Source organism: Flagellimonas algicida (genome assembly GCF_049629585.1).
GTDB lineage: Bacteria > Bacteroidota > Bacteroidia > Flavobacteriales > Flavobacteriaceae > Flagellimonas.
Genome location: NZ_JBMYIX010000002.1, coordinates 640,464 through 665,886, shown reverse-complemented (window position 1 = coordinate 665,886; position 25,423 = coordinate 640,464). Strand labels below are relative to the sequence as shown.

Below are 25,423 nucleotides of genomic sequence, written 5' to 3'. Positions count from 1 at the left end.
TTTATATAGTCGAATACTATGTTTAGTCCTTACATTTTTCTTTGACGAACCACGTTCATTATGGGATTTTTAACTTTTGTCCGTTTTTTTCCAGTGTCATTCCCCGACTTCAAGTACTGCATATATCCCCTTCCGGAGAATTCATAAATCGTTCCACTGGACACATGGTACAACTCGATCGTGCTATCATCAATAACGTAAAGTTCAAAGTAATCATTGCCCAAATAGTCGTAATCCAGGGTTAAGGTCTTGAGCATGGCATCGTCTTGCACATCATAGACTTCGTAGTTTCCTTGGTAATCCCATTCCAAAGTATTCAACGGGATTCCAGGAGCATCAATGGAAGACCTAAAAGACCCATCGTAGTTTACTGGAAACTGCAGGTAGTTTTCCTCATCAAACTCATTGATGGCACCTACCTCACTGGTATAGGTCTTTTCCCATACCTGATATTCCTGCAGAAAATAATGGATGTTGTCATAGAATACCTGATCATAATCAAAATTCCTACTTTGGTATCCCCGTACCACATAAGAGGTATCGGAATAGGGGTTGTAAAGTTCCAGGGTGTTGCTGTTCAAGGCATACACTTCCAACAACCAAAGCCCGTCCGCATCATGGTCCACCTCAACCGCTCCGGAAAGTGTTCCATAAGACCCTACATCAATACCCATTCCATTTCCTGTCTTTCCCATCCCTACCAAGTTGTTGTTGGCATAAACCACCCCTCTGTCAAAGGAAATGGTAAACGCTCGTTGTAAAAAGGGAACTTCGCCGCTACCTTTGGTAGCGTTTATATCGATATACCATAAATCGTAGCTTTCCAAAACCAAGGCTGTGTTAATGGGAGATTCCGTGATATAATCATCTTCCACAATAACCTCGGTGTAACAAGAACTGGCCAAAAGGCCTATCAACACTATTCCAAAAAGTAGTTTTCCAATTTTCATAATCGAGGTTTTAAGATTCAACCTATATAGACCAAGCACTGTGCCAAAAATTATAATAATTTGATAATCAGCGGTTAATGTCTGCTCTGATATATTTTTTAGCTTTGCCCCATAAATGTTATCCATGGATAGTAGATTGAAATTTGGGGTTTTTGGTGGAGGAAGCTGGGGAACCGCCTTGGTTAAGATGTTATCGGAAAACCACGAAAAGGTAGGTTGGTATATGCGGAACCAATCCGCCATAAGGCATATCCGCAAAGAAGGCCACAATCCCAACTACATCAGTTCTGTGGAATTTGATGTGGACCAACTTGTGCTGAGCCATGATATCAACGAAATTGCCGAAGCTTCCGATGTGCTCATCTTCGCGATTCCTTCTGCTTTTTTGGATGGGGAACTCAAGAATCTCCATGTTGACATAAAGGACAAAATCATCTTTTCTGCCATAAAAGGGATTGTACCCGAAAGCGGTCTTATTGTGGGGGAGCATTTTCATAATCAATACGACATTCCATTCGAGAACATTGGGGTGATCACAGGGCCCTGCCATGCCGAAGAGGTGGCCTTGGAACGCCTTTCGTACCTTACCATTGCCTGCGCCGATGCCAACAATGCCAAGCTGGTGGCACAAGGGTTGAAGAGTGATTACATCCGCACCAAGATATCCGATGACATCATTGGAACGGAATACGCCGCCATGCTCAAGAACATTTATGCCATTGCTGCCGGTATTGCGCATGGATTGGGCTATGGCGATAATTTCCAGAGCGTTCTGATGAGCAACGCCATCCGGGAAATGAAACGCTTTATAGATCGGGTGTACAAAATGAAACGCAACATCAACAACTCCGCCTATCTGGGCGATCTGTTGGTAACCGGATATTCCACCTTTAGCCGAAATCGCCTGTTCGGCAATATGATCGGGAAAGGCTATACCGTAAAAAGCGCCATGATGGAAATGAACATGGTGGCCGAAGGATATTATGCCACCAAAAGTGCACACTTGCTCATGGACAAACTGGAGAAAAAATCCAAAACACCCATCATCAACGCAGTATATCAAGTGCTCTACAAGGAAAAGAACCCTAAAAAGGTCTTTGAGAAGTTAACCGAGAAGTTGGATTAATCCCTATCCAATGAAAAGTTGGAATGTTCCTCCAACTCTTCTTCCAAGGTTTTGTGGAATCCTGCTATTTGGTCATCCGTATACCCAAAAGCCTTTTGGAACTCATCCAGTACCGCATCCCTGTATTGGCGGACACTTTCAATATCAAAATACAACCGCCCGGTCCGTCTAATGAAAAAATCCATGGGATTCAGGGCCATTTCATGGGCAATAGCGAACTGGGCCTCTGCCCTGATCATGCGTTCATGCACATCAGGATTGGTGAGGGCTGCGTAGTGCTCTAGAACAGTTTCGGTCTGTTTGCCATAGGTAGTGACCAGATACCACGCGTCGTATTCAGAAAAACCACTGTCTTGGATACGATCAAAAATCAGCTTGATGTATTTTTTTACGTGCTTGAACTTTTTAAAATCGCTCCCGCAAAGCGGAATTTTATCCGTCATGCAAGGGTCCAATAAAACCCCATGGTCCTCTTCCACTTGCTTGGCGATGAGGTTCACGGTGCGTTCCGCCATTTTTCGATACCCAGTGAGCTTGCCTCCCGCTATGCTTACCAAGCCTGTATCCGACGTAAAGATCTCATCCTTTCGGGAAAGCTCCGAGGCCGACTTGCCTTCTTCATGGATCAAAGGCCTCAGCCCCGCCCATGACGAAATGATATCGTCCAACTCCAGATTGATGTCCGGGAACATATTATTTACGGCAGAAATCAAATAAATGGCATCGGCAATATCCGTGGTCACATGGTCTTTGTCCGAGTTATAATTGGTATCCGTAGTACCAATGTAGGTCACTTTTCCCCTTGGAATGGCGAACATCATCCTACCATCGGGGATGTCAAAATACACCGACTGTTTTACGGGAAGTTTTTCTTGGGGAAACACCAAATGCACCCCTTTGGTCAAATGCAGCCGTTTTCCTTTCTTGGAGTGGTTCATGCTCCTCAACTCATCTACCCAAGGTCCCGCCGCATTGATCACGTATTTAGATTTTATGTTGATTTCCTTTCCAGCCACTTCATCCTTTAGGGTTACCCCGGCCACTTTTTCATCATTATAGATAAAATCCGTGACCTTGGCATAGTTGAGCACTTGCGTTCCATAATGAAGACTGGTCTTGATGTTCTCCAAGGTCAATCTGGCATCATCGGTACGGTATTCGGCATAGTACCCAGCCCCGTTCAGTATCTTTTTCGGTAACAGGGGCTCCAGCTTCATGGCTTCCTTTTTTTCCAACATTTGCCGCTTGTCATCCCCTGTGACTTGGGCCAAGATATCGTAGACTTTTAGACCGATGGAGGTCAACCATTTTCCATAGGAACCGCCCTCGATCAGGGGCAGCAACATTTTCTCGGGAATGACCAAATGGGGGGCCAATTTATGTACAATGGCCCTTTCGGAGCCTACTTCTTTCACCAGCCAAAAATCAAATTGTTTTAAATAGCGAAGTCCCCCATGAATCAATTTGGTGGATTTGCTACTGGTGCCCGATGCAAAGTCGCCCTTTTCCACCAAAACCGTCTTCAATCCACGTGAAGAAGCATCCAAGGCTATTCCCGCCCCGGTAATTCCACCACCGATTACCACGAGATCAAAGGGCTCTTTGGCCAGTTTCTTTAGGATTTTATCCCTGTCCAGATTTGAAAAAGCAATGCTTCCCTCCATATCCTATTTGGTGAATTCATATTCGCGCTCCACTTTACAAATTCGGACTTTGTACCAAGAATACCAAGTTCTGATTCCTTTCCTTTGTGCTTCGCGATGTTCCATTTGGGCCTTCCAATGGGCAATGGCCTCCAAACTTTCCCAATAACTGATGGTCACGCCCAATCCATCACGGGCGCTTTCAAAGTCCAAAAAACCGGGTTGCTTTCGGGCCAATTCCTCCATGGCCACGGCCATTTCTCCATAACCGTTATCGCCATCGGTGCGCAAGCTTGTGAAGATAACTGCATAGTAAGGTTTCTGTAGTTCCATATTGGAAATCAATCAATATATTCCTTCTCCAAAAAATAGTTCACCAAAGCCTCTTTCATTAAAATGGCCTGTTCTCCCGATTTTAAGGGAGGTAGTTGTTCCTTGACCTTATAGTGGGGCCATCCATCGTCATCAAAAAAATCAAAATCGTAGTAGCCATAGGGTTCCAACAATCTGCAGATGGCAATATGCATAAGATTGATCTTTTCATCCTTTTTGAAACCTCTATGGAAACTGCCCAACTCCTGCACCCCCACCAAGTAAATCATCCCATCGATTTCCAAAGGGTCGCCATCGGAAAATTGCTGTGACAATCGTTCCACCAGAAGCTCCCATCTTTCCTTTAATTTCTCGTCCCTGGACATATCATTTGTGTGAATTCCAAAGGTACAAATCAATATTCTATATTTGTTAAAACCCGCGTATGAGCTTTTTGGATATTGTTATTGGGATTTTATTGGTTTGGGGCCTCTACAAAGGTCTTAGAAATGGTCTTTTTGTGGAGATTGCCTCTTTGGTAGCGTTGATTGCGGGAATATATGGGGCCATCCATTTCTCTTACATTACTGGGAATTATTTGGCCCAACACATGAACTGGAGCGAACAGTACATGAACATCGCGGCATTTTTGATCACTTTTTTTGCCATTATCCTATTGGTCAATTTTGCGGGTAAGTTTCTGACCAAAATTGCGGATTTTGCCATGTTAGGCCTTCTGAACAAGGTTGCAGGAGGCATTTTTGGTGCGCTCAAAGTCGCTGTTATCCTAGGTGCCATGCTCATCTTCTTTGAACGGCTTGCCACGCCCTTGAACCTGATCAATGAGGACACCAAAAAAGAATCTGTTTTTTATAGCCCCATAAAAGAAATCGGGGCATTTGTGTTTGCTTTGGTCCTGCCGGATGAAAAACCGGCGGAAGAACCGGAGTTCAACGGACAGACCATTTAAAAATCCAAACCTTATTTTTTTACTCCTTTCTTACCTGCTTTTTGCAATTCAACGTAAGAATCTGCCATCTGTGGAGAATTTATGGCCAGAGCGACTTGCTCCATTAGATTAGCTCACAGAACACTAGGGATTGTAGAACCGGTCCCCGAAAGTACCCCGAGGATGAAAAAATTGTATAGCGCAATGTTGCTTCTTGCAACGGTTGCCTTGTTGACCATGTGTAACTCCACATCAATTGAAGATGAGATTGAATATACCGAGGCTTCCATCGGAAATGAAAAAATTTCCATAGACCCCAATGGCATTGAAAGTAAGCTCATTGATATGGTGAACGAGCACCGGGCTTCCATTGGGAAGAATACTCTCCAAAATAGTCCATCTTCCTACAAATACGCCGAGGAGCATAACGATTACATGATTGCAAAAAACAAATTGAGCCACGATAATTTTGAATCAAGAGCTGAAAAGATAGCGGAAGAAACCCATGCTACCGGGATTTCCGAAAATGTGGCCCGATACTATACCTCCGCAGAGCAGACCATAGAGGCTTGGTTGGATAGTGATTCCCACAAAAAGGCCATGGAGGGAGACTATACGCACACCACGTTGAGCGTGCAGTTGGACAAGGAGGGCAGACCTTATTATACCCAGATTTTCATTAAAGTGGAATAGCATTTTTCCACATACATTTATATTAGTGCTGAAGACCTGTTTGCCAAGCAGGTCTTTTTTATGAAACACTATGTTCCCTCTCAGGTTTTTTTTACCTTTCCTGAAATCTTGAGATATGGCGATACAGGCTCCTTTCAACCTGAACAAGTGGATTGAGGAAAATAGGGATACCTTAAAACCTCCGGTCGGCAATAGAAATCTTTATAAGGAAGCTGACGATTATATTGTTATGATCGTTGCGGGGCCCAACGCCCGAAAGGACTATCATTATAACGAAACCGAAGAGCTTTTCTATCAACTGGAAGGCCATATTGAAGTCCATATCCAGGAAGGTGGCCAAAAAAAGACCATGAAACTGGGGCCCGGTGATATGTACTTGCATCCCGCCAAAGTCCCCCATTCCCCGGTACGCCATGAAGGGTCCATTGGACTGGTGGTGGAACGAAAAAGAAAAGACATGAAAGTAGATGATGGGTTGCTTTGGTTCTGTGACCACTGCAACAACAAACTGTATGAGGTCTACTTTACCTTGAACGATATTGAAAAAGACTTTTTGGCCCATTTTAAGTACTTCTACAGTTCTGAGGAACTGCGCACCTGTGACCAATGTGGAACGGTCATGCCCGTTGACGAACGCTTTATTGCCCAAGAAGAATGATACTCCTATTAGCTAAAATCGTAGTGGTCATTGTGGCTTTGCTCCACGTATATTTTTTATGGTTGGAGATGTTCGCATGGACCACAAAGGCAAAAAAGGTTTTTCGCCAATTCCCTGAAGATCTGTTCGAACCTACCAAAACCCTGGCCGCCAACCAAGGACTGTACAATGGTTTTTTGGCTGCAGGACTTTTGTGGTCATTGTTCATCCAAGACCCCATTTGGCAGATAAATATTGCCCTTTTCTTTTTGGGTTGCGTTGCCGTTGCCGGCATCTATGGTGCCCTTACGGCTTCCAAGAAAATATTGGTGGTACAGGGGTTTCCCGCCCTATTGGGAATTGCTCTATTCCTACTGCATCTTTTCCTTTGAAAATCTTCATTTTCCCTCCTAGATTATTCGTATTTTTGAAAAATATAACAATTCACGATTAAAAAGTTATAAATGTCAAACGTAGCAACTGCTTTTGGAATGGATGAAGCCCTAAAGGAACTGGGCCTAAGTGAAATAAATAATGGGACCTCCACAGGAAAAGATTGGTTTTCCAACGGACAGATCATCGAATCCTATTCACCAGTGGATGGCGCCCTTATTGGAAAGGTAAAAGCCACCACCCGGGAAGATTATGAAAAAGTGATCAGCACTGCACAAAAAGGTTTTAAGACGTGGAGAACAATGCCTGCTCCCCAACGAGGCGAAGTGGTTCGCCAGTTCAATGATGAACTTAGACGTTTAAAAGAACCCTTGGGCAAGTTGGTTTCCTACGAAATGGGAAAAAGCTACCAAGAAGGCCTGGGAGAAGTACAGGAAATGATAGACATCTGTGATTTTGCAGTGGGGCTATCCAGGCAATTGCACGGCCTTACCATGCACAGTGAACGTCCAGGTCACCGTATGTATGAACAATATCATCCGCTTGGCGTAGTCGGAATTATTTCAGCATTCAATTTCCCGGTTGCCGTTTGGTCATGGAACACGGCCTTGGCATGGGTCTGTGGTGATGCTTGCATTTGGAAAGGCTCCGAAAAAACCCCAATGACCTCCGTTGCCTGCCAAAATATTGCTGCACGGGTTTTTGCCAAAAATGGTGTGCCCGAAGGGATTTCCTGTTTGATTACCGGCGATTACACTGTGGGTGAATTGATGACCAAGGATGAGCGCATTCCATTGATTTCCGCTACCGGCTCTACCCGTATGGGGAAAATAGTGGCCAGAACGGTTGGGGAACGATTGGGAAAAACCCTGTTGGAACTGGGTGGAAACAATGCCATTATCGTTACCCCCGATGCCAACATAAAAAATACCGTGATCGGTGCCGTATTTGGTGCCGTAGGTACCTGTGGACAACGTTGTACCTCCACACGTAGATTGATTGTTCACGAAGATGTATACGACAAGGTGAAAAATGCCATTGTGGATGCCTATAAACAAATACGCATCGGAAACCCCTTGGATGAAAACAACCATGTGGGACCACTTATCGACAAAGATGCCGTGAAGAACTATTTGAATGCCTTGGAAAAAGTCAAGCAGGAAGGTGGGAAAGTTTTGGTGGAAGGTGGAGTACTCGATGGCGAAGGTTATGAAAGTGGATGCTATGTAAAACCCGCAATCGCAGAGGCCAAAAACCACTTCGAAATTGTCCAGCATGAAACCTTTGGCCCAGTTCTGTACCTCCTTAAATACAACGGCGACCTTGAAAACGCCTTGGAAATGCAAAATGGGGTTAGACAAGGGTTGTCCTCGGCCATCATGACCAATAATCTACGTGAGGCTGAACGTTTCCTTTCGGTGGAAGGATCAGATTGTGGAATTGCCAATGTGAACATCGGAACTTCCGGTGCGGAAATCGGTGGTGCCTTCGGAGGGGAAAAAGAGACGGGCGGTGGTCGTGAAAGCGGCTCGGATGCTTGGAAAATATACATGAGACGTCAGACCAATACCATTAACTATACCACAGAACTTCCTTTGGCGCAAGGCATTAAATTCGATTTGTAATGCGCTGGCAGTTCAACACATAAAAAAAGCCCGGAGGATATCCGGGCTTTTCTTTTTTATTGGGTCATCATTCTTTTGGCGCGATTTATAAAGGGTTTGAATTTCCTTTGCCATTATAAACAAAGTCGCCCATTTAGGATGAACACTAAACGGGCGATCTTAAAAAACCAACTTAACTAACTCAAACTTAGTTTGATTAAACCCTATTCCAATGCCGGAGCTTTGTCGGGAGAAATAGGGTTCCTTACCTAATATTTGTTGCAAATTTCCAACTATTCGGCCTATCCTTTTCAAGCTATCGTATCAGTGGTAGGAAAAAATGTGTGATTGGTTCTTTTAAACCTGTTTTCAGCTTCCTGATTCTATCAACTTTTTCCAGATAGTCTCCAAATAGCTCAAATTCTTGCCATTATCATAAAAAAATTAAGATTTTTTTAATATTTTGGATAGGACGTTTACAAACCATTACAACCTCAAAAAATGGATTTCCAAGATTCAAATACATGGTACTGGATCATCTTGGCACTAACGGGGATCATCTCGGGTATTTTGGGATACTTGTTTGGAAAGTCGGATATTCCATCTGCTCCCGACAATTTTAATGAACTGAGTAAGCTAGACATAGAAAACGCCAAACTCAGGGCCGATTTGAAGACCTGCAAGGAGCACTTGTCTGCCTTTAGTACTCCAAAGGCAAGCTCAAAATCATCTGTTAAACCTCAAAAAACCATTTCTGAATCGTTCAACCCTGTTGCCGCAAAGAGCGCATTGGGTAAAAAAGTAAACTTGGACGACCTTAAAATTGTCGAGGGTATTGGTCCCAAAATAGAGGGTCTTTTCCATAATTTCGACATTAAGACATGGAAGGCGCTTTCCGAAACATCGGCGGACACCTGCCAAGAAGTACTTGATTCCGGTGGAAAACGCTACAGAATCCACGACCCTGCATCTTGGCCCATGCAGGCCAAAATGGCCCACGAAGGACACTGGGAACAGCTTGCCCAATGGCAAGAAAAACATAGGGCCGGAAAATTCTAAGCTGCCTGATATTGTGTTAAAGCATTCCGTTGGCAGTGACCCACTTGAAGGTGTGTTGCTCTTCAGAAAATTTCATCCTTTCGGAGATACGCTGCAACCGTTCCGGAAGTTTCATGAGATAGTCCCGAGCTTTTTCAGCTGTGTCTGAAAGGGATTGCAAGCTGCCCAATTGCCAATAATCGTTCAACTTTTGTAGAATGTCAATGTAATCCTGGGCCGTATACACGCCCAATCGCTGTGCACAATCCGAAAATTGCTCAAAAGCCAAGCCTATACTACCTCCAGATTCGCGGAGAAAGTGTGCGGGCATCACTATTTTTCGTTTCATCATATCGGCAAAGGCCAAAACCATATTATTGGGATCATGCTCCAATATAATTTTCACAAATTCCCTATAGGCCAAATGGTGTCGCATTTCGTCACCTGCAATAATATTGCACATTTTGGCCAAGGATTTATTGCCCTTTTGCCGGGCCAACTTTCCTACACGCTTGTGGGAAATGTTGGTGGCCAGCTCTTGAAACGAGGTGTATACAAAATTCTTGTAGGGATCTCTGTCTGTTCCAATGTCAAATCCATCAGAGATCAAATGTTGGGTGGTTATTTCCACTTCCCGCATATTTACCCGACCAGACAGGTATAAATACTTGTTGAGCACATCGCCATGTCTGTTCTCTTCAGCAGTCCATGCCCTTACCCATTTGCTCCATCCATTTTCCTTGCCGTTGTGCTGATCGATCCCTTCAACATCCATCAACCACGATTCATAGGTGGGCAAGGCCTCTTCGGTAATGGTATCCGCAACCAAGGTCACCCAAAAATCGTATCCCAATTCTTTGGCTTCACCACGGATTTCCTCCACTTCATCAAAAAATTTGTCGCTTTGGGAATCTGGCAAGAAGTCTGTGGGTTGCCATATTTCTTCCGTAGGAATGAGAAACTCCTTCATAAATCCTTCCACTTTCGGTTCGATGGCTTGCATCACCTCCAACCGAATATTCTTTTCTGGCATAACCTAAATTTTTACAAAGATCTCCATTAAAATTTAAAAACGGATGGAATAGTTTTAATTTCTTCCCCTTTCCCCGGGATAAAATGTATGTACGGGATCACTTTGCCAAAACTCCTTGGTTTCCACATCCATCATAGTCAGGGCTCCCATAAATGCCGCTCCGGTATCCACATTCCATACATTTCCCCCATTTTTGGGCACCACTTCCTCTTTTTTGGAAATGGGGGTATGGCCAATGAAGACTTCTTTGTAATGGTTCAAGCGTTTGGGGAAATTTAAATCGTCTGGAGTAAGCTTGGGGTCCACGGCCATGGCAAGTTCCCATAGGGTCCGGTCCCAATAGAACGATTGTTCAAAATATTCAAAATCCACCCCTTTAAGATTGGTATATCCTGCATGGAGATAGAGCCTATTGTCCTCGGCCAAATAGTAATTCTCCAAGGTGGCGTAAAATTCAAGGTGGGTGTCCCAATTGTTCCTATTATCCCCCAAATACGAATCCCTTGTGGCGGTTCCTCCATGGGCCAACCATTGCGGGTTCTCCTTTTTGGTCAATAACCACTCCCTGCAGAGCTCATCGTGGTTGCCCCTGATAAACGTGCACTTATATTCCTCCTTCAAGGCCAATAGAAAATCCACGGTTTCCACAGCTGTGCTCCATGAATCCACATAATCCCCCAAAAAGATAAGATGGTCCGTTGGTGAAACTTTGGCACGTTGAAGAAGTTGTTCCAACGCCCTTACTCCTGAATGGATATCCCCCACAACCAATGTCCGCATACAAAAAAACTTTTGGCAATATTACACACAAAAGGCACGGTTCGTACTAAATTAAGGTAAAGTTTTGGGGCATATCTGACACAGATCTCCACAAAACCGTTATAATTTTTGGACAAGGCGCTTTTTTATATGTACATTGGGGATAGTACAAGGAAAAATGAAAAAAGTATTTTGTGTTGGGGAACTACTGATAGATTTTGTGGCTGAAAATCAGGGAAGCGATCTTTCCAAAGCCATAAAATTCTCCAAAAAGGCTGGAGGGGCCCCGGCCAATGTTGCTTGTGCCATTTCCAAACTTGGCGGAAGAGGTATTTTTATAGGTTGTGTTGGCGACGATCCCTTTGGGCGTTTTTTGCTCGATGTGCTCAAAGCCGAAAGTGTAGATATCTCATTGACCCAACTTTCCGATACGTTTACCACACTGGCCTTTGTCTCCTTGGCGGAAGATGGCGAACGCGATTTTGTCTTCAGCAGGGGCGCTGATCGGGAATTGGATTATGACCCCCTATTACGAAAGACCTTTAAAGACAATATTTTGCATTTGGGTGCGGCTACGGCATTATTGGGCGGTCCCTTGGAAAAGACCTATAGCAAATACCTGTTTGATGCCCTCACCAAGGAAATGTTCATCTCCTTTGACCCCAATTTTAGGGTAGATCTATGGAAAGATGAAGAAGAAACCTTCATTAAAAAATGTATGCCTTTTGTGGAAAAATCCCATTTGTGCAAGTTCAGTTTGGAGGAAGCCCAACTTATATCGGGCAAAACGGACCCTGAACAAGCTTGTGATTTTATGCACGAGGCAGGTGCCAAGATCATAACCATAACCCTTGGTGCAGAGGGTACTTTACTCAGTGCCCAAGGCACTAAAAAAGTTATTCCGAGCATATCCGTACAGCCCGTGGATACTACTGGTGCAGGGGATGCGTTCATGGGTTGTCTTTTGCACCAAATTTCGGACTTGGGCAATTTTGATCCTGTTTTTGAACAGTTTGACCTATTGGAAAAAATGGTCGAGAAGGCCAACAGGGCCGGTGCCCTGACCACCACCCAATATGGGGCCATTGCGGCATTGCCCACCAAGGAACAGTTGGAACTTTAAAAAATGACCCAAGCCCAATTACATCAACTTTTGCGTTCCCAATTAAAGGAAAACGACCCAAAGATCTTGTTCGACCTGAGATTGGCCACCAATGTAAGCTTGATCCAACAGCTTTTCTTTTCCCTTTACCCTGAGCAAACCCATCAACTCCATTTTGAAAAGTTGTTGAAACTGCTTCCCAAATTATTTGCTTCCCGTCCAGAAGCGTTGAAAAAACAGGATCTGCGGCGTTTAAAAGCAGGGAATTGGTATCAGTCCGAACAAATGGTCGGTATGCAACTCTACGTAGAGCATTTCAACAAAGACCTGAAAGGACTTCAAGAAAAAATACCCTATTTTAAAGAACTGGGCATCAACTTTATCCATATCATGCCCATCACCACAAGACCCAAAGGAGAAAATGATGGGGGATACGCTGTAAACAGCTACCATGAGGTGGATAAAAGGTACGGCACCAAGAAAGACCTGCTGGCCTTGACCGCTGAATTCAGAAAGCAGGGGATTTTCCTAATGCTGGATTTTGTGGTCAACCACACCTCCAATGAATTCCCTTGGGCCAAAAAAGCTGTTCAGGGCGATAAAAAGTATCAAGGCTACTATTACATCTATGAGGATGACACGATTCCGTTGGAGTTTGAAAAAAACTTGCCGGAAGTGTTCCCAGAAACCTCCCCGGGCAACTTTACCTATGTTCCAGAAATGGAAAAATGGGTAATGACCGTTTTCAACAGTTACCAATGGGACCTCAACTATACCAACCCCGAAGTCTTTCTGGAGATGCTCACCAATCTGGTGAAACTGGCGGATATGGGGGTGGATGTGGTCCGGTTCGATGCCCTCGCGTTCCTTTGGAAAAAAATGGGGACCATCTCGCAAAACCTTCCAGAGGCACATGACCTAATTTCACTTTTTAGAATGTGCCTGCAGGTGGTGGCTCCCGGCACCATTCTGCTAGCCGAAGCCATTGTGGCCCCAACGGACATCATTAAATATTTTGGGGAAGGGCCTACAAAAGGGAATGAATGTGAAATGGCCTACAATGCCTCTTTAATGGCTCTTTTATGGAATTCCATTGCCACCAAAAAAACTTCCTTGCTCTATAAAAGTTGGGGGCATGTTCCTCCAAAACCCAAAGATTGTACTTGGATCAATTATATCCGTTGTCATGACGATATTGGTCTGGGCTATGAAAACCATTTGATCCAAGAACTGGGATGGAACCCATCGCAGCACCGAAAATTTTTACTGGATTACTATTGCCAACGGTTGGATTGGTCCCCTGCAACGGGGCGTCTCTTTATGTACAACCCAAAGACCGGGGATGGTAGGATCACTGGAAGTGCTGCATCACTCCTGGGCCTGGAAAAAGGTCTTTCCCAAAAAAACGATTCCCTGATCGATCGGTCCATATCCAAAATCATCATGATGCATGGCATTATCTTGGCATTTGGCGGAATTCCACTTATCTACGCCGGGGATGAGATTGCCACCTTGAACGATTACAGCTTCCAAAATGACCCTTCCAAAAAAGACGATAGTCGCTGGTTAAACCGTCCTCTACAGGATTGGGAAACCATTTCAAAACTGGAAAATATTCAACTACCCTCTTCCAAAGTATTCCATGAGCTTCAACGATTGATTGCCATCCGAAAGGAAAATGTGGTTTTTGCAGACCAAAATGATGTGGCCCTCTACCATACCGGAAACGAGCACATCCTTGTTTTTGAAAGGACCAACAAAAAAGAAGGACTACTGGTGATCTGCAATTTTGATGAAAGCCCACAGGTTATGGAGACCTCTTGGGTAAAAAAGTTGGGGTATTTTGCCCAAGGAGACCCCAAAGATTTAGTGTCCGATTCAAAAATTAAAGTCAATAGCGGCCTACTGGAGGTAATGCCCTACCAAATCATCTGGTTGAAAAAAAATTAATTGTATCGCACCTTTCTGAGAATCCGTTGGGATTCTTTCAGGGATAGATACACACTCTGATCATACTCCTTCAACAAAGGCCGTGCCTGATCCATTTGTTCTTTGGCCTCTTCAAAACCGTTCAAGTAGCAAATAAGATACGTGGCCGGCAAATGGGTCAGGTCAATTTGTTCGGCATTGGTCAGCGCTATTTTCTTTTCCAGTTTTTGTAGGAGCGCGTTGTTGGAATTGTACACATGGTACAAAGTTTTTTTGTCGTATTGAGGGGGCTCAAAAATCAATTTGCTATTGATGGTGTATTTTCCATTATCGGAAAATGTGATGACCACTTCTTCCAAGGGATAGTACTTCTGCTGCACACCCAATCCCAACTGTACAAACTCCAAGGTGCTGAACGAATCATCATCATACGCAATGGTAATCTCATCCAAAGCGGAATAGAACAGTTTTACCTGCTCATTGATCAATTCTATATCCACTCGGGAATAGTATGTCTTGTTCTTGACTTTTTTCTTGTTTCCTGCCCAACAGACCACAAACTGTTCCTTAAAGACTTTGTAATTGCTCGTCAGATCAGGATGTCTGGTGTTCATGAAGTTGATGACAGCATCCAAGGTCAATTCAATATTGTTACGAGCGTGCTGTTCTATGGTGGCCACGACCTCGGAATTGATGTCCTTCAACTCAATATCAAAAGCCTTGGGCAAACTAATGCTCCCTTCCCTAAAGAAAACGGCTCCACCATAATACTTCCAAATATTCTTTCGAAGGGCACAGACCTTCCCATTAGATCGGATGGTGACCAACCCCACCACCTTACCTTCGGGTAAATGGGGAAACGGAATGTTCTCGTAAGAAATGATGGGTGGATTGTCCAAATAGGCATTCACCAAGTTCTGAATCTTGCTGTCATCGAAAAAATCGACCCCCACAATCTCATTGTCGGCATCCTCCACTCCAACCACAATAAAGGAATTGTTCTTGGGGTTACTGTTGGCCAAAGCACAAACATGCTTTAAAAATTTGGCCTTCCCTTCTTTTTCGCCTATGGATATAAAACGCTTCTTGTCGTAAAAACTGTTTTCGTCGTTGTGCGCTAAAAGATTCTTTACCAGTAGGCGTTTATTGATCATAGCTCCTTTTTCACGATGGTGCTGCTCGCTTGGGCCGTAGGCATCACCACCAAATCTGCAATGTTCACGTGATAGGGCCGGGTGACTACAAAAAGAATAATATCCGCAATATCTTGTGGCTTTAAGGGTTGAAAACCTTGATAGACTTTAGAGGCCTTATCGGCATCTCCCTTAAACCGCACATCGCTGAATTCTGTCTGGACCAAACCAGGATTGACTGCACCAACCCGAATACCGTAGGCATTGAGATCTATCCGCATCCCTTGGTTAATGGCATCCACGGCATGCTTGCTGGCGCAATACACATTCCCGTTGGGATACACTTCCTTGCCTGCCGTTGATCCAATATTGATGATATGTCCGGCCTTGCGTTCCACCATTTGGGGCAATATGGCCTTGGACATGTATAACAAGCCTTTTACATTGATGTCCAACATGGCTTCCCAATCATCAATACTTCCCTTGTCTATAGGGTCCAACCCGTGTGCATTTCCGGCATTATTGACCAAGATATCAATTTGGGCGAAAGCTTTGGGTAAACTTTCAACAGCTGCAAAAACAGCCTCCCTGTCCCTCACATCAAAGTTCAACGTATGGATTTCAACATTTTGCCCAAGCTTTTCCTTAAGTTCATCCAAGCGATCTTGTCTACGCCCGCACAAGACTAAATTAAATCCTTGCTTTGCAAAAATCTCCGCCGTTGCCTTTCCAATACCACTGGTAGCTCCAGTGATCAATGCCGTTTTCATCATTCTGTATTTTGGTTTACGGAACACCATGGCCTTGGCTTGCTTCCAAAAGAACAAACCAATCCTGTAGTTCCAAATCTATGTTTAGGGCCTTTTTGGCCAAGGTTATTCTCTCTTTGTTCGTAGTACCTATGACGGGGTATACAACAGCCGGATGCTTGAGGAGCCACGCCAAAAGCAATTGACTTTCATCCGCTCCATATTTTTCCATCAAGGGCACCATGGTCTTTTTGATTCGTTGGGTCTGTTCCGTTTCTTCCCGGAACAAACTTCCCAAAGGGCTCCAAGCCATGGCCATCCGATCATTGGCTATGCATTCATCAAATGTCCCATCGTACATGGGAGAATCACACGTCAGTGAAAACTCCACTTGGTTCCCGGAAACAGGGATGGTCTTTTCCAACATGGCTACTTGAGATGGAGTAAAGTTTGACACCCCAAACTGTTTGATCTTGCCACTTTGCAATAAAGAATCAATGGCTTCCGCTATTTCATGGGGTTCCATCAACGGACTGGGGCGATGCAACAAGAGCAAATCCAGATATTCCGTATTCAACTTTTTAAGGGATTGCTCGGCAGACCAAATGATGTAATCCTTACTGTATTCATAATGGTTAATGCGATTCTCCCTACCACGGGTTATCTGTATACCACACTTGGAAATCAGTTGGATATCCTCCCGTTTCACTCCACTTTCGGCATAGGCCTGGCCAAAATCGGCCTCGGTGGAATAGCTCCCATAAATATCGGCATGGTCAAAGGTGGTAAGTCCCAATTCAATGCAATGCTGCATCAAATCAATCATTTCGCTTTTGGAAAGTTTTTTGCCCCAACTTCCCCATGTCATGGTTCCAGCAATGATCCTGGAATACGTATCTCTCTCTTTCATATGGGATGAAAGTATAAAATTAAACCCTTAAATCCTTCATAAAACTAGGGGTTTACCGTTTTTTTTAACCATTAATTAACAGGTCAATTTTAAATAAATTTTCATTTTGCACCTCTTAGCATACACACTGACTTAAACATCTAACAATAAAGGTTTATATGGAAGAAAACACTACTATAGATATTAGTGCTGTGAATGAGAAAATTGCCCAAGAAAGTGCTTTTATTGACCTGCTTACCGGTGAAATGAACAAGGCCATTGTAGGCCAAAAACACATGGTGGAGCGGTTGCTCATTGGTCTTTTGGGTCAGGGCCACATTCTTTTGGAGGGGGTTCCCGGGCTTGCCAAGACATTGGCTATCAACACCTTGTCCAAGGCTGTCAAAGGTAGTTTTAGCCGTATCCAATTTACTCCCGACCTTTTGCCCGCAGATGTCATCGGGACGCTCATTTACAATATCAAGGAAAACGATTTCTCCATTAAAAAAGGACCCATCTTTGCCAACTTCGTCCTTGCGGATGAGATCAACAGGGCGCCGGCCAAAGTACAATCCGCTTTGCTGGAGGCCATGCAGGAAAAACAGGTGACCATTGGGGATGAAACCTTTAAACTGGACGCTCCCTTTTTGGTTATGGCCACCCAAAACCCCGTGGAACAAGAAGGTACCTATCCGCTTCCCGAAGCGCAGGTGGACCGTTTTATGTTGAAAACGGTAATAGACTACCCCAAGCTCAACGAAGAACAACTAATCATCCGCCAAAACCTCAAGGGTTCCTATGAGGAAGTAAAGCCCGTGGTAAGCATTAAGCAGATTCTTAGTGCCCAACAGGCAGTACGGGAGGTTTATATGGATGAAAAAATTGAAAAATACATTCTGGATCTGGTGTTTGCCACCCGATATCCTGAAAAATATAACCTTGAAAGCCTAAAACCCCTGATAAGTTTTGGTGCTTCCCCAAGGGGAAGTATCAACTTGGCCAACGCTTCCAAGTGCTATGCCTTTATCAAAAGACGCGGTTACGTGGTCCCAGAAGATGTAAGGGCCGTTGTACATGACGTGCTTCGTCACCGTATTGGCATCACCTATGAAGCAGAGGCAGAAAACATTACCTCGGAAGAAATCATAAACAAAATTGTAAACGAGGTAGAAGTACCGTAACGGTTCAATGTTTCTCGGTCAAAGTAGCCCTACTTTTAACCAACCCGAAAACCTATTTCTTGAACCCAATGGATACAAAGGAATTACTTAAGAAGGTACGTAAAATTGAGATAAAGACCCGGCGTCTTTCCGACCATATTTTTGGTGGGGAGTACCATTCTACCTTTAAAGGTAGGGGTATGACCTTCAGTGAGGTGCGCCAGTACCAATTTGGGGATGATGTAAGATCCATTGATTGGAACGTGACCGCCCGTTACAATGAGCCCTATGTAAAAGTTTTTGAGGAAGAACGCGAACTCACCATGATGTTGATGGTGGATGTGAGTGGATCGGAACTTTTTGGAACGGCCAACCAGTTCAAGAAAGAGATCATTACCGAAATTTCTGCAACTTTGGCTTTCTCGGCCCTGCAGAACAACGATAAGGTAGGAGTGATTTTGTTCTCCGATGAGGTAGAACTCTTTATCCCGCCCAAAAAGGGAAAAAGCCACGTGTTGCGCATTATACGTGAGTTGTTGGAATTCACTCCAAAAAGTAGCGAGACCAATATTGCGGAAGCCTTGAAATTCCTCACCAACGTGATGAAGAAAAAGGCCATTGTTTTTGTACTGTCGGACTTTATTGCCGATGATTATAACAATACCCTTCGCATAGTGGGGAACAAACACGATGTTACCGGCATCCGTGTCTTTGATGAACGGGAAGAAACCATTCCCAATCTGGGGATGGTCCAAATGATGGATGCGGAGACCGGGACCATGCAGTTGGTGAACACCCAATCCAAAAAAGTACGTAATGCCTATGGCCAGTTCCATAAAGACAAAGTCTCCTATTTCATGGATTCCTTTACCAAAAGTGGTTGTGGCGTCATCCATTGTAGGGTGGATGAAAGCTATGTGCGAAAATTGTTGGGTTATTTTAAACGAAGAGGATAATGCAAGTTGAAAATTCAAAATTGAAAATTCAAAATGTCCCGACACCGTTTGTGTTGATGACACTGCTATGCCTTTTTGTATTGCCCTTTACGGGATGGTCACAAACCGATTCCAAAATCTCCACTGATGTGGATACCCTTTCCATAAAAATTGGGGAGCAAATAAAATACACCATAACCGTGGAAACCGATTCCACCAATGTGGTCCACTTTCCAGAAGGACAGACTTTTTCTCCTTTGGAAACCGTGGAGGCCATCATTGGGGATACCATCAAAAACAACAATAGGGTTATCCTCCAACGCATATATGCCCTTACCCAGTTTGATAGTGGGGCCTATACCATTCCCCCGCAACGTATCGCCATCAATGAGCAACCTTTTTTCACGGACTCTTTTAATATAAAAGTGGCCGATGTGGCCGTGGATACCACCAAACAGAAAATGTACGACATCAAACCCTTGATGCAGGTAGAGCGCAGCAATGCCGAGCTCTGGAAAACCTTGCTTTGGGTTCTTTTGGGACTGCTTATTGTTGGTGGATTGGTATACTGGTTCTTCCTTAGGAAGAAACCCCTCACCGAAGAGGAAAAAGTAGCCTTGTTGCCCCCCTATGATCGTGCCCTACTAGAACTGAAAAACTTGGAAAATTCCCGATACCTCATCCAGGATGAATACAAGAAATACTATTCTGAACTGACGGATATCGTTCGATTGTATTTGGAGGACGAAGTACATGTGTCCGCCATGGAAAGTACCACCGCACAGTTGATGACCAAACTGGAAATGTTGAAAGATGCTGGGGAACTCAAATTGGACGATGAGACGCTGCGTCAGTTCCAAAACATATTGCAGACTGCGGATTTAGTGAAATTTGCCAAATCCAAACCCGCAACCGCGGAACAAGACCGGAAAATAGTAGAGCAAATTGTGGTCAAGACCCATGATGCCCTTCCCGAACCCACTGAGGAAGAGTTGTTGCTCAATGAAGAATACTTGGAAGAGCTTGCCAAGAAAAAACAACGCAAACGCATCTATTGGGCCGCGGCCATTTTTGCCGGACTGGTCTTTTTGGGAACAGGGGCCTCCATTGCCTACTACGGCTTTAAACAAGTGAGGGATACGGTTTTTGGCTATCCCACCAAAGATCTTTTGGAAGGGGAATGGGTGTCCAGTTCGTACGGATTTCCCCCTGTTGAACTGGAAACACCGGATGTGCTGGTACGCCAAGAGGTAAAACTGCCCCCAGAGACCGAAGAATTGGTCAAGGAACTTCAATCGTTTTCCTACGGAAGTTATGTTGGTATCTTCTCCGTATCTGCCAGTTCCGCCATCTATAAAGAAGAGAAAGACCCCGACTTTTCAGCGGCCGTGGGTGCCACCTTGGCCACATTTGAAGGGCTTGGACTTAAAAATATCATCACCAAACAAGAAGAGTTCACCACAAAATCTGGCGTACAAGGCCTAAAGACCTTTGGCACAGGAACCATTATGGGACCAAGTGAAAATCAATCCAAAAAGGCCAAGTACACTATCCTTTCCTTTGGCGGAAAAGGCTTTATGCAGCAGGTGGTCATCACATGGGAAGATGGGGATGCCTATGCTGAGCAGATCGTAGACCGAATATTGAACACGTTGGACGTAAAAACACAAGCATAAATGTTTGAGAATATAGAATTTGCAAATCCTCAGTTTTTCTGGTTGCTTTTATTGCTGCCACTGGCTTTACTATGGTATTTTTTCAAGCATAGGAATCAAACTGCAGCCTTGAGGATTTCAAGCATTAAAGGGTTTTCCATAAGCAGTTGGACTTCTAAATTGAGACCTATTCTATTTGTAATGCGGCTTTTGGCCTTGGCTGCCATTATAACCGCCTTGGCCCGTCCACAAACCGAGGATATTTCCACCCGTACCAAGACCACCAAGGGTATAGACATTGTCATGGCCATAGACGTTTCTTCCAGTATGTTGGCCCGGGACTTGAAACCCAACAGGCTTTCGGCCTTGAAAGAGGTGGCCGCGGATTTCATAAAACAACGTCCCAACGATCGCATTGGCTTGGTAGGCTATGCAGGGGAAAGTTATACCAAAACACCCATTACCAGTGACAAGGCCATTGTGTTGAATGCCTTAAGGGAAATCACCTATGGTGAATTGGAAGATGGAACGGCCATTGGCATGGGATTGGCCACCTCCGTAAATCGATTGAAGGAGAGCAAGGCCATCAGTAAGGTCATCATCCTACTGACCGATGGGGTGAACAATTCCGGTTTCATTGAACCCCAAACCGCGGCAGATCTGGCCGTTGAATTTGGCATCAAGACCTACACCATTGGACTGGGAACCAATGGAAATGCCCTTTCACCCGTGGCCTACAACCCCGATGGCACTTTCCGCTATGGGATGCGCCAAGTGGAGATTGATGAGGAGTTGCTGAAGGAAATCGCCCAAGTGACCGGTGGACAATATTTTAGGGCCACGGACAACGAGAAGTTGGAAGAAATCTATGATGAGATCAATAAGTTGGAAAAAACCGAAATAGAGGAGTTCAAATATTACAAGTACGAGGAAAAATTCCGGCCATTGATTTTTTTGGCAGGAGTATTGCTCTTATTGGAATGGGCCTTGCGCAATTCCATATTTAAAAGCTTTATCTAGCATATGGTTCAGTTTGATGAAAAAACATATTTCTATCTCTTGGGCATTATTCCCGTAATGGTCCTGGCGTTCTTTTTTCTTCAAATTTGGAAAAAACGGACCCAGCGTAATTTTGCGGACAACAAATTGCTGAGGCGACTGGCCCCCAATAAATCGAGTTTTAAATCTGCGGTGAAATTGGTTTTCCTTTTGGCAGGTTTGTCCCTTTTGGTTTTGGGATTGGTAAATCCTAAAATCGGAACAAAGTTGGAAACCGTGAAAAGGGAGGGTGTGGATATTGTTTTCGCAGTAGATGTTTCCAAAAGTATGCTGGCCGAGGACATTGCCCCCAACCGGTTGGAAAAGGCAAAGCGCTTGGTCTCGGAGATTATCAACCAATTGGCAAGTGACCGTATCGGTATCATTGCCTATGCAGGGCAAGCCTACCCCCAGTTGCCCATTACCACGGATTACGGGGCGGCCAAAATGTTCTTGCAGAGCATGAACACCGATATGCTGTCCTCCCAAGGAACCGCCATCGATGCCGCCATCGACTTGGCCACCACCTATTATGATGATTCGGAGCAGACCAACCGGGTACTCTTTATTGTTTCCGATGGGGAAGACCATTCGGAAGGAAATACCATCAACGCAGTGGAAAGTGCCGTTCAAAATGGCATCCGTGTATTCACCATTGGGGTGGGAAAACCCAAAGGCGCACCCATTCCCATCAAAAGAAATGGTGTGGTGGAAAGCCTAAAAAAGGACAATCAAGGTGAAGTGGTCATTACCAAACTTAATGAAGCTGTCCTAGCGGAAGTGGCGGATCGCGGCAATGGGGAATATATTGATGGCTCCAACACGGAACAGGCAGTCGACTACATCAAGGAACTCTTGAACCAGATGGATAAAACAGAATTTGAGGCCACACAGTTTGCCGAATACCAGGACCAGTTCCAATGGTTCCTTGGGGCGGCCTTTTTATGTCTATTTTTGGACATCTTCATTCTGGATAGAAAAACACAATGGTTAAAAAAACTAAATCTTTTCAATGAGCACGATGATGAATAAGATAAGATGGACGTTTACCCTGCTGCTTTGTACTGGCATTGCCTTGGCACAGGACGGAATAAGAGAAGCGGAAAAAGTGGCCGAAAAGGCCCTCAAGAGCTCAACCAACCTCACTTATGAGGCCAATGAAGAGCTTTCTTCCAATGATTTTGTTACTGCGGAAGCCAATTACCGCAGGGCCATTTCCAAGAGTGAAAAGAATGTGGCCGCTCCCTTCAATTTGGGAAATGCCTATTACAATCGGGAAAGTTTTGGAGAAGCCTTTGGTCGGTATAAGCAAGCAGGCGAAACTGCGGAAGACAAGTCTGGGAAGCATAAGGCCTTTCACAACATGGGCAATGTGTTCATGAAGAACAAGGAATACGAAAAGGCCGTTGGAGCCTACAAGGAAGCCCTGCGGAGCAATCCCAATGACGATGAGACCCGTTACAATTTGGCCTTGGCCAAAAAAATGTTGGAGAAACAGCAAGACGAGCAACAAAACGACCAGAACCAAGATAATCAGGACAAGCAAGATCAGCAAGACCAAAATCAGGATCAGAACCAAGACCAGAACAACGAGGGGGACAACGACAAGCAGGACGAAGGAAAGCAAAACGAAGACGAGAACAAGGACGAGGGCGATCAAGGAGATAATGGCAATGACAAGCCTGAGGAAAATCAAGAGGGGGACGGCGACAAGAAAAAGGAGCAGGAGAAAAAACCCAATCAAGGAGACCAACCTGAGGATCAAAAACAACAACCACGACCCAATCAGCTATCCGAACAACAGATTCAAAACCTTTTAGAGGCCATGCAGAACGAGGAGAAAAAGGTGCAGGAGAAAATGGAGGAAAGGAAAGTGAGGGGCAAGAAAATCAAAAACGAAAAAGACTGGTAATGTATAGGTTGAGGGGCAAAATTTTACTTTTTACCATCATCTCCCTTTTTGTGGGGATATCTTCCTATGCCCAAGATGAGGAGGTTACTTTTCAGATGAACCTCAGTAAGGAAAAGTTGGGCATCAACGAACGTCTTAGGGTAGAGTTCAGCATGAACAAGGACGGGGATAATTTCAGCCCCCCTCCCTTTGAAGGTTTCAAGGTTGTCATGGGGCCATCGCAATCCATCAGTTCATCCTGGGTCAACGGAAAACGAAGCTTTTCAAAAACCTACTCCTATATTTTGGTCCCAACGGCAAGGGGAAACTTCACCATCAAGCAGGCCACTATTGACATTGGTGGAGAAACCTACAAAACCCTTCCCAAAACTGTGGAGGTGACCGCTGCCGTGGATAAGCCCAGTGACCAAAAAACCGTGGATGACGTGGCGGACGAGAGTCTACACTTGGTGGCAGAGGTTTCCAAAGGAAATCCTTATCTCAATGAGGCGGTGACCGTGATCTACAAGCTTTACGTAAGTCCAGATATCAGTGTTACCAACTACCGCCCTTTGGACAATCCCACGTACAACAATTTTTGGAGTCAGGATATCCCTGTGACCCGACACACGGCCCAAAATGGCACTTATGAAGGCAAGCCCTATCGCTATGTGGTGTTGAAAAGAGTAGTACTGTATCCCCAAAAAACGGGAAGGTTGGAAATAGAACCGCTGTCCTTGGAAATCTTTGTGGACGTACCCACCAACCGAAGGGATTTCTTTGGCGGACGTATCTACACCCAGACCAGTAAAACGGTTTCGGCCGGAAAAAGGACCATAAATGTAAAATCTTTGCCCGAGGCAGGAAAACCTGCCAATTTTGGTGGTGCCGTGGGAGATTTTGAGTTTTCAGTGACCGCAACCAAAAAACAATTGAACGCCTCCGAGTCGCTACAGGCCATCGTAGAAGTTTCGGGCAAGGGCAACCTAAAGCTCTTTCAACTTCCTGAACCTGAGCTGCCAAGCGCCCTCGAAGTCTATGACCCCGAGCATGAAGAAAATATACAGACCTATAGTTCCGGAATGGAAGGGAAGGTTTCCAATAATTACACCATTGTTCCCTCATTTCGGGGAAAATATCCCATCCCCAGCATTTCGTTCAGCTATTTCAACCCAAGTACGGCAAAATATGTCACCCTTAATTCGGAGGAAATCAATATTGAGGTCTTGGAAGGACCGACCAGTGCTTTGGCAAACGATGCCATAGGAACGAACCCCAACAAGCAATTGGTGGTCCCAACGGGAAAACAGTTCCATTTTATAAAGATCAATCCCAACCTCAGCCCTATTGGTGTGAACTATTTTTTTGGTTCCAACACGTTTTACCTTTTGCTGTTCGGTCCGCTGTTGTTGATTCCGATCGCCATCTTTTCTTTTAAGAAGAGGGAGGCCATTGCACAGGATGTGGTAGGAAACAAAATCAAGAAGGCCAATAAATTGGCCAGAAAATACCTCTCCACAGCCAAAAAGGAGCTGGGCAACAAAGAAGCCTTCTATGTGGCTTTGGAAAAAGGATTACATAACTACCTAAAGGCCAAACTCAAAATTGAGACCTCCGAGTTCAGCAAGGAAAAGATAACCTCCATCCTATTGGACAAAAAAGTGGACCCTGTAGATGTAGATGGCTTTATTGATTTGTTGAAAAGTTGCGAAATGGCCCGTTACAGTCCCTTTTCAGATGTGCAGATGCAGAATGATTATGAAAAGGCCAGTGCGGTAATCTCTAATTTGGACAAGCAGTTATGA

At 44.6% G+C, this 25,423-nt stretch carries 25 protein-coding genes; 16 read left to right on the top strand and 9 right to left on the bottom strand.

Translation table 11 applies throughout. From position 1 onward, the window contains the following. Nucleotides 1-29 precede the first annotated feature (29 nt). Nucleotides 30-950 carry a nicotinic acid mononucleotide adenyltransferase gene (locus tag ACPD8L_RS11830; RefSeq protein WP_293303953.1) on the bottom strand — a complete coding sequence of 307 codons (921 nt, stop codon included), beginning with the start codon at nt 948-950 and terminating at the stop codon, nt 30-32. Nucleotides 951-1,074: 124 nt separating this feature from the next. Here ACPD8L_RS11830 and ACPD8L_RS11825 point away from each other — a divergent pair, with 124 nt between their 5' ends. Continuing rightward, nucleotides 1,075-2,076 carry an NAD(P)H-dependent glycerol-3-phosphate dehydrogenase gene (locus ACPD8L_RS11825; protein ID WP_423943494.1) on the top strand — a complete coding sequence of 334 codons (1,002 nt, stop codon included), beginning with the start codon at nt 1,075-1,077 and terminating at the stop codon, nt 2,074-2,076. Here ACPD8L_RS11825 and ACPD8L_RS11820 read toward each other — a convergent pair. From ACPD8L_RS11820 to ACPD8L_RS11810, 3 genes are read right to left on the bottom strand one after another with little or no spacing between them, the layout of a single operon-like run. Further along, nucleotides 2,073-3,740 carry a glycerol-3-phosphate dehydrogenase/oxidase gene (locus ACPD8L_RS11820; protein ID WP_423943492.1) on the bottom strand — a complete coding sequence of 556 codons (1,668 nt, stop codon included), beginning with the start codon at nt 3,738-3,740 and terminating at the stop codon, nt 2,073-2,075. The genes ACPD8L_RS11825 and ACPD8L_RS11820 overlap by 4 nt on opposite strands. Before the next feature lie 3 nt (nt 3,741-3,743). Next, nucleotides 3,744-4,052: an antibiotic biosynthesis monooxygenase family protein gene (locus ACPD8L_RS11815; protein WP_272609224.1), complete on the bottom strand. Its 309-nt coding sequence runs from the start codon at nt 4,050-4,052 to the stop codon at nt 3,744-3,746. An 8-nt stretch (nt 4,053-4,060) separates the two neighbouring features. Next, on the bottom strand, nt 4,061-4,417 hold the full coding sequence (locus ACPD8L_RS11810; RefSeq protein ID WP_293303951.1) for a hypothetical protein: 357 nt from the start codon (nt 4,415-4,417) through the stop codon (nt 4,061-4,063). Between the two features lie 59 nt (nt 4,418-4,476). On the opposite strand from ACPD8L_RS11810, the gene ACPD8L_RS11805 reads away from it, so the two are divergent. From ACPD8L_RS11805 to ACPD8L_RS11780, 6 genes are all read left to right on the top strand, one after another. Next, nucleotides 4,477-5,001: a CvpA family protein gene (locus tag ACPD8L_RS11805; RefSeq protein WP_116216482.1), complete on the top strand. Its 525-nt coding sequence runs from the start codon at nt 4,477-4,479 to the stop codon at nt 4,999-5,001. A gap of 183 nt (nt 5,002-5,184) precedes the next feature. Further along, a complete protein-coding gene (locus ACPD8L_RS11800; RefSeq protein WP_423943491.1) occupies nt 5,185-5,673 on the top strand; it encodes a CAP domain-containing protein in 489 nt (162 codons plus the stop codon). A gap of 115 nt (nt 5,674-5,788) precedes the next feature. Continuing rightward, complete coding sequence (locus ACPD8L_RS11795; protein WP_423943490.1) at nt 5,789-6,331, top strand: 3-hydroxyanthranilate 3,4-dioxygenase; 543 nt, start codon at nt 5,789-5,791, stop codon at nt 6,329-6,331. Then, nucleotides 6,328-6,702 (top strand): DUF1304 domain-containing protein, encoded by a 375-nt coding sequence (locus tag ACPD8L_RS11790; RefSeq protein ID WP_423943488.1) that lies wholly within the window; start codon nt 6,328-6,330, stop codon nt 6,700-6,702. Before ACPD8L_RS11795 ends, ACPD8L_RS11790 begins: the two co-directional genes overlap by 4 nt. Nucleotides 6,703-6,774: 72 nt before the next feature. Then, on the top strand, nt 6,775-8,328 hold the full coding sequence (amaB, locus tag ACPD8L_RS11785) for an L-piperidine-6-carboxylate dehydrogenase (RefSeq protein ID WP_423943486.1): 1,554 nt from the start codon (nt 6,775-6,777) through the stop codon (nt 8,326-8,328). Nucleotides 8,329-8,808: 480 nt separating this feature from the next. After that, complete coding sequence (locus tag ACPD8L_RS11780) at nt 8,809-9,366, top strand: hypothetical protein (RefSeq protein ID WP_116216487.1); 558 nt, start codon at nt 8,809-8,811, stop codon at nt 9,364-9,366. 16 nt (nt 9,367-9,382) lie between these two features. Here ACPD8L_RS11780 and ACPD8L_RS11775 read toward each other — a convergent pair whose 3' ends face one another. Then, nucleotides 9,383-10,378: an acyl-ACP desaturase gene (locus ACPD8L_RS11775; RefSeq protein WP_116216488.1), complete on the bottom strand. Its 996-nt coding sequence runs from the start codon at nt 10,376-10,378 to the stop codon at nt 9,383-9,385. Between the two features lie 54 nt (nt 10,379-10,432). Beyond that, nucleotides 10,433-11,158: a metallophosphoesterase family protein gene (locus ACPD8L_RS11770; RefSeq protein WP_423943485.1), complete on the bottom strand. Its 726-nt coding sequence runs from the start codon at nt 11,156-11,158 to the stop codon at nt 10,433-10,435. Between the two features lie 157 nt (nt 11,159-11,315). Here ACPD8L_RS11770 and ACPD8L_RS11765 point away from each other — a divergent pair, with 157 nt between their 5' ends. Both ACPD8L_RS11765 and ACPD8L_RS11760 read left to right on the top strand, forming a co-directional pair. Beyond that, on the top strand, nt 11,316-12,260 hold the full coding sequence (locus tag ACPD8L_RS11765; RefSeq protein ID WP_423943484.1) for a carbohydrate kinase family protein: 945 nt from the start codon (nt 11,316-11,318) through the stop codon (nt 12,258-12,260). A 3-nt stretch (nt 12,261-12,263) separates the two neighbouring features. Further along, a complete protein-coding gene (locus ACPD8L_RS11760; RefSeq protein ID WP_423943482.1) occupies nt 12,264-14,189 on the top strand; it encodes an alpha-amylase family glycosyl hydrolase in 1,926 nt (641 codons plus the stop codon). On the opposite strand, the gene ACPD8L_RS11755 is transcribed toward ACPD8L_RS11760, so the two are convergent. Genes ACPD8L_RS11755 through ACPD8L_RS11745 form a run of 3 tightly spaced genes read right to left on the bottom strand, consistent with a single transcriptional unit; the run spans nt 14,186 to nt 16,960 of the window. Continuing rightward, on the bottom strand, nt 14,186-15,322 hold the full coding sequence (locus ACPD8L_RS11755) for an ATP-binding protein (protein ID WP_421810319.1): 1,137 nt from the start codon (nt 15,320-15,322) through the stop codon (nt 14,186-14,188). The genes ACPD8L_RS11760 and ACPD8L_RS11755 overlap by 4 nt on opposite strands. After that, nucleotides 15,319-16,074 (bottom strand): SDR family NAD(P)-dependent oxidoreductase, encoded by a 756-nt coding sequence (locus ACPD8L_RS11750; RefSeq protein ID WP_421810320.1) that lies wholly within the window; start codon nt 16,072-16,074, stop codon nt 15,319-15,321. The genes ACPD8L_RS11755 and ACPD8L_RS11750 overlap by 4 nt, the downstream gene beginning before the upstream one ends. Before the next feature lie 13 nt (nt 16,075-16,087). Further along, nucleotides 16,088-16,960: an aldo/keto reductase gene (locus ACPD8L_RS11745; RefSeq protein WP_423943480.1), complete on the bottom strand. Its 873-nt coding sequence runs from the start codon at nt 16,958-16,960 to the stop codon at nt 16,088-16,090. 158 nt (nt 16,961-17,118) lie between these two features. Here ACPD8L_RS11745 and ACPD8L_RS11740 point away from each other — a divergent pair, with 158 nt between their 5' ends. The 7 genes from ACPD8L_RS11740 to ACPD8L_RS11710 all read left to right on the top strand — a co-directional run bounded on the left by ACPD8L_RS11740 (nt 17,119) and on the right by ACPD8L_RS11710 (nt 25,423). After that, nucleotides 17,119-18,120: an AAA family ATPase gene (locus ACPD8L_RS11740; RefSeq protein ID WP_421810322.1), complete on the top strand. Its 1,002-nt coding sequence runs from the start codon at nt 17,119-17,121 to the stop codon at nt 18,118-18,120. A gap of 68 nt (nt 18,121-18,188) precedes the next feature. Next, nucleotides 18,189-19,055 carry a DUF58 domain-containing protein gene (locus tag ACPD8L_RS11735; protein ID WP_293303943.1) on the top strand — a complete coding sequence of 289 codons (867 nt, stop codon included), beginning with the start codon at nt 18,189-18,191 and terminating at the stop codon, nt 19,053-19,055. 56 nt (nt 19,056-19,111) lie between these two features. Further along, nucleotides 19,112-20,710 (top strand): BatD family protein, encoded by a 1,599-nt coding sequence (locus ACPD8L_RS11730; protein ID WP_423943867.1) that lies wholly within the window; start codon nt 19,112-19,114, stop codon nt 20,708-20,710. After that, nucleotides 20,711-21,709: a vWA domain-containing protein gene (locus ACPD8L_RS11725; protein WP_293303941.1), complete on the top strand. Its 999-nt coding sequence runs from the start codon at nt 20,711-20,713 to the stop codon at nt 21,707-21,709. Nucleotides 21,710-21,712: 3 nt separating this feature from the next. Beyond that, nucleotides 21,713-22,759 carry a VWA domain-containing protein gene (locus ACPD8L_RS11720; protein WP_116216498.1) on the top strand — a complete coding sequence of 349 codons (1,047 nt, stop codon included), beginning with the start codon at nt 21,713-21,715 and terminating at the stop codon, nt 22,757-22,759. Beyond that, nucleotides 22,740-23,639 (top strand): tetratricopeptide repeat protein, encoded by a 900-nt coding sequence (locus ACPD8L_RS11715; RefSeq protein ID WP_423943477.1) that lies wholly within the window; start codon nt 22,740-22,742, stop codon nt 23,637-23,639. The genes ACPD8L_RS11720 and ACPD8L_RS11715 overlap by 20 nt, the downstream gene beginning before the upstream one ends. Beyond that, nucleotides 23,639-25,423, top strand: coding sequence for a BatD family protein (locus tag ACPD8L_RS11710; protein WP_116216500.1), 1,785 nt, complete (start codon nt 23,639-23,641; stop codon nt 25,421-25,423). The genes ACPD8L_RS11715 and ACPD8L_RS11710 overlap by 1 nt, the downstream gene beginning before the upstream one ends.

What these genes read in the sequence shown, in the direction of transcription:
- ACPD8L_RS11830 (WP_293303953.1), bottom strand. Translation starts at nt 950, where the DNA reads ATGAAAATTGGAAAACTACTTTTTGGAATAGTGTTGATAGGCCTTTTG.
- ACPD8L_RS11825 (WP_423943494.1), top strand. Translation starts at nt 1,075, where the DNA reads ATGGATAGTAGATTGAAATTTGGGGTTTTTGGTGGAGGAAGCTGGGGA.
- ACPD8L_RS11820 (WP_423943492.1), bottom strand. Translation starts at nt 3,740, where the DNA reads ATGGAGGGAAGCATTGCTTTTTCAAATCTGGACAGGGATAAAATCCTA.
- ACPD8L_RS11815 (WP_272609224.1), bottom strand. Translation starts at nt 4,052, where the DNA reads ATGGAACTACAGAAACCTTACTATGCAGTTATCTTCACAAGCTTGCGC.
- ACPD8L_RS11810 (WP_293303951.1), bottom strand. Translation starts at nt 4,417, where the DNA reads ATGTCCAGGGACGAGAAATTAAAGGAAAGATGGGAGCTTCTGGTGGAA.
- ACPD8L_RS11805 (WP_116216482.1), top strand. Translation starts at nt 4,477, where the DNA reads ATGAGCTTTTTGGATATTGTTATTGGGATTTTATTGGTTTGGGGCCTC.
- ACPD8L_RS11800 (WP_423943491.1), top strand. Translation starts at nt 5,185, where the DNA reads ATGTTGCTTCTTGCAACGGTTGCCTTGTTGACCATGTGTAACTCCACA.
- ACPD8L_RS11795 (WP_423943490.1), top strand. Translation starts at nt 5,789, where the DNA reads ATGGCGATACAGGCTCCTTTCAACCTGAACAAGTGGATTGAGGAAAAT.
- ACPD8L_RS11790 (WP_423943488.1), top strand. Translation starts at nt 6,328, where the DNA reads ATGATACTCCTATTAGCTAAAATCGTAGTGGTCATTGTGGCTTTGCTC.
- amaB (WP_423943486.1), top strand. Translation starts at nt 6,775, where the DNA reads ATGTCAAACGTAGCAACTGCTTTTGGAATGGATGAAGCCCTAAAGGAA.
- ACPD8L_RS11780 (WP_116216487.1), top strand. Translation starts at nt 8,809, where the DNA reads ATGGATTTCCAAGATTCAAATACATGGTACTGGATCATCTTGGCACTA.
- ACPD8L_RS11775 (WP_116216488.1), bottom strand. Translation starts at nt 10,378, where the DNA reads ATGCCAGAAAAGAATATTCGGTTGGAGGTGATGCAAGCCATCGAACCG.
- ACPD8L_RS11770 (WP_423943485.1), bottom strand. Translation starts at nt 11,158, where the DNA reads ATGCGGACATTGGTTGTGGGGGATATCCATTCAGGAGTAAGGGCGTTG.
- ACPD8L_RS11765 (WP_423943484.1), top strand. Translation starts at nt 11,316, where the DNA reads ATGAAAAAAGTATTTTGTGTTGGGGAACTACTGATAGATTTTGTGGCT.
- ACPD8L_RS11760 (WP_423943482.1), top strand. Translation starts at nt 12,264, where the DNA reads ATGACCCAAGCCCAATTACATCAACTTTTGCGTTCCCAATTAAAGGAA.
- ACPD8L_RS11755 (WP_421810319.1), bottom strand. Translation starts at nt 15,322, where the DNA reads ATGATCAATAAACGCCTACTGGTAAAGAATCTTTTAGCGCACAACGAC.
- ACPD8L_RS11750 (WP_421810320.1), bottom strand. Translation starts at nt 16,074, where the DNA reads ATGATGAAAACGGCATTGATCACTGGAGCTACCAGTGGTATTGGAAAG.
- ACPD8L_RS11745 (WP_423943480.1), bottom strand. Translation starts at nt 16,960, where the DNA reads ATGAAAGAGAGAGATACGTATTCCAGGATCATTGCTGGAACCATGACA.
- ACPD8L_RS11740 (WP_421810322.1), top strand. Translation starts at nt 17,119, where the DNA reads ATGGAAGAAAACACTACTATAGATATTAGTGCTGTGAATGAGAAAATT.
- ACPD8L_RS11735 (WP_293303943.1), top strand. Translation starts at nt 18,189, where the DNA reads ATGGATACAAAGGAATTACTTAAGAAGGTACGTAAAATTGAGATAAAG.
- ACPD8L_RS11730 (WP_423943867.1), top strand. Translation starts at nt 19,112, where the DNA reads ATGACACTGCTATGCCTTTTTGTATTGCCCTTTACGGGATGGTCACAA.
- ACPD8L_RS11725 (WP_293303941.1), top strand. Translation starts at nt 20,711, where the DNA reads ATGTTTGAGAATATAGAATTTGCAAATCCTCAGTTTTTCTGGTTGCTT.
- ACPD8L_RS11720 (WP_116216498.1), top strand. Translation starts at nt 21,713, where the DNA reads ATGGTTCAGTTTGATGAAAAAACATATTTCTATCTCTTGGGCATTATT.
- ACPD8L_RS11715 (WP_423943477.1), top strand. Translation starts at nt 22,740, where the DNA reads ATGAGCACGATGATGAATAAGATAAGATGGACGTTTACCCTGCTGCTT.
- ACPD8L_RS11710 (WP_116216500.1), top strand. Translation starts at nt 23,639, where the DNA reads ATGTATAGGTTGAGGGGCAAAATTTTACTTTTTACCATCATCTCCCTT.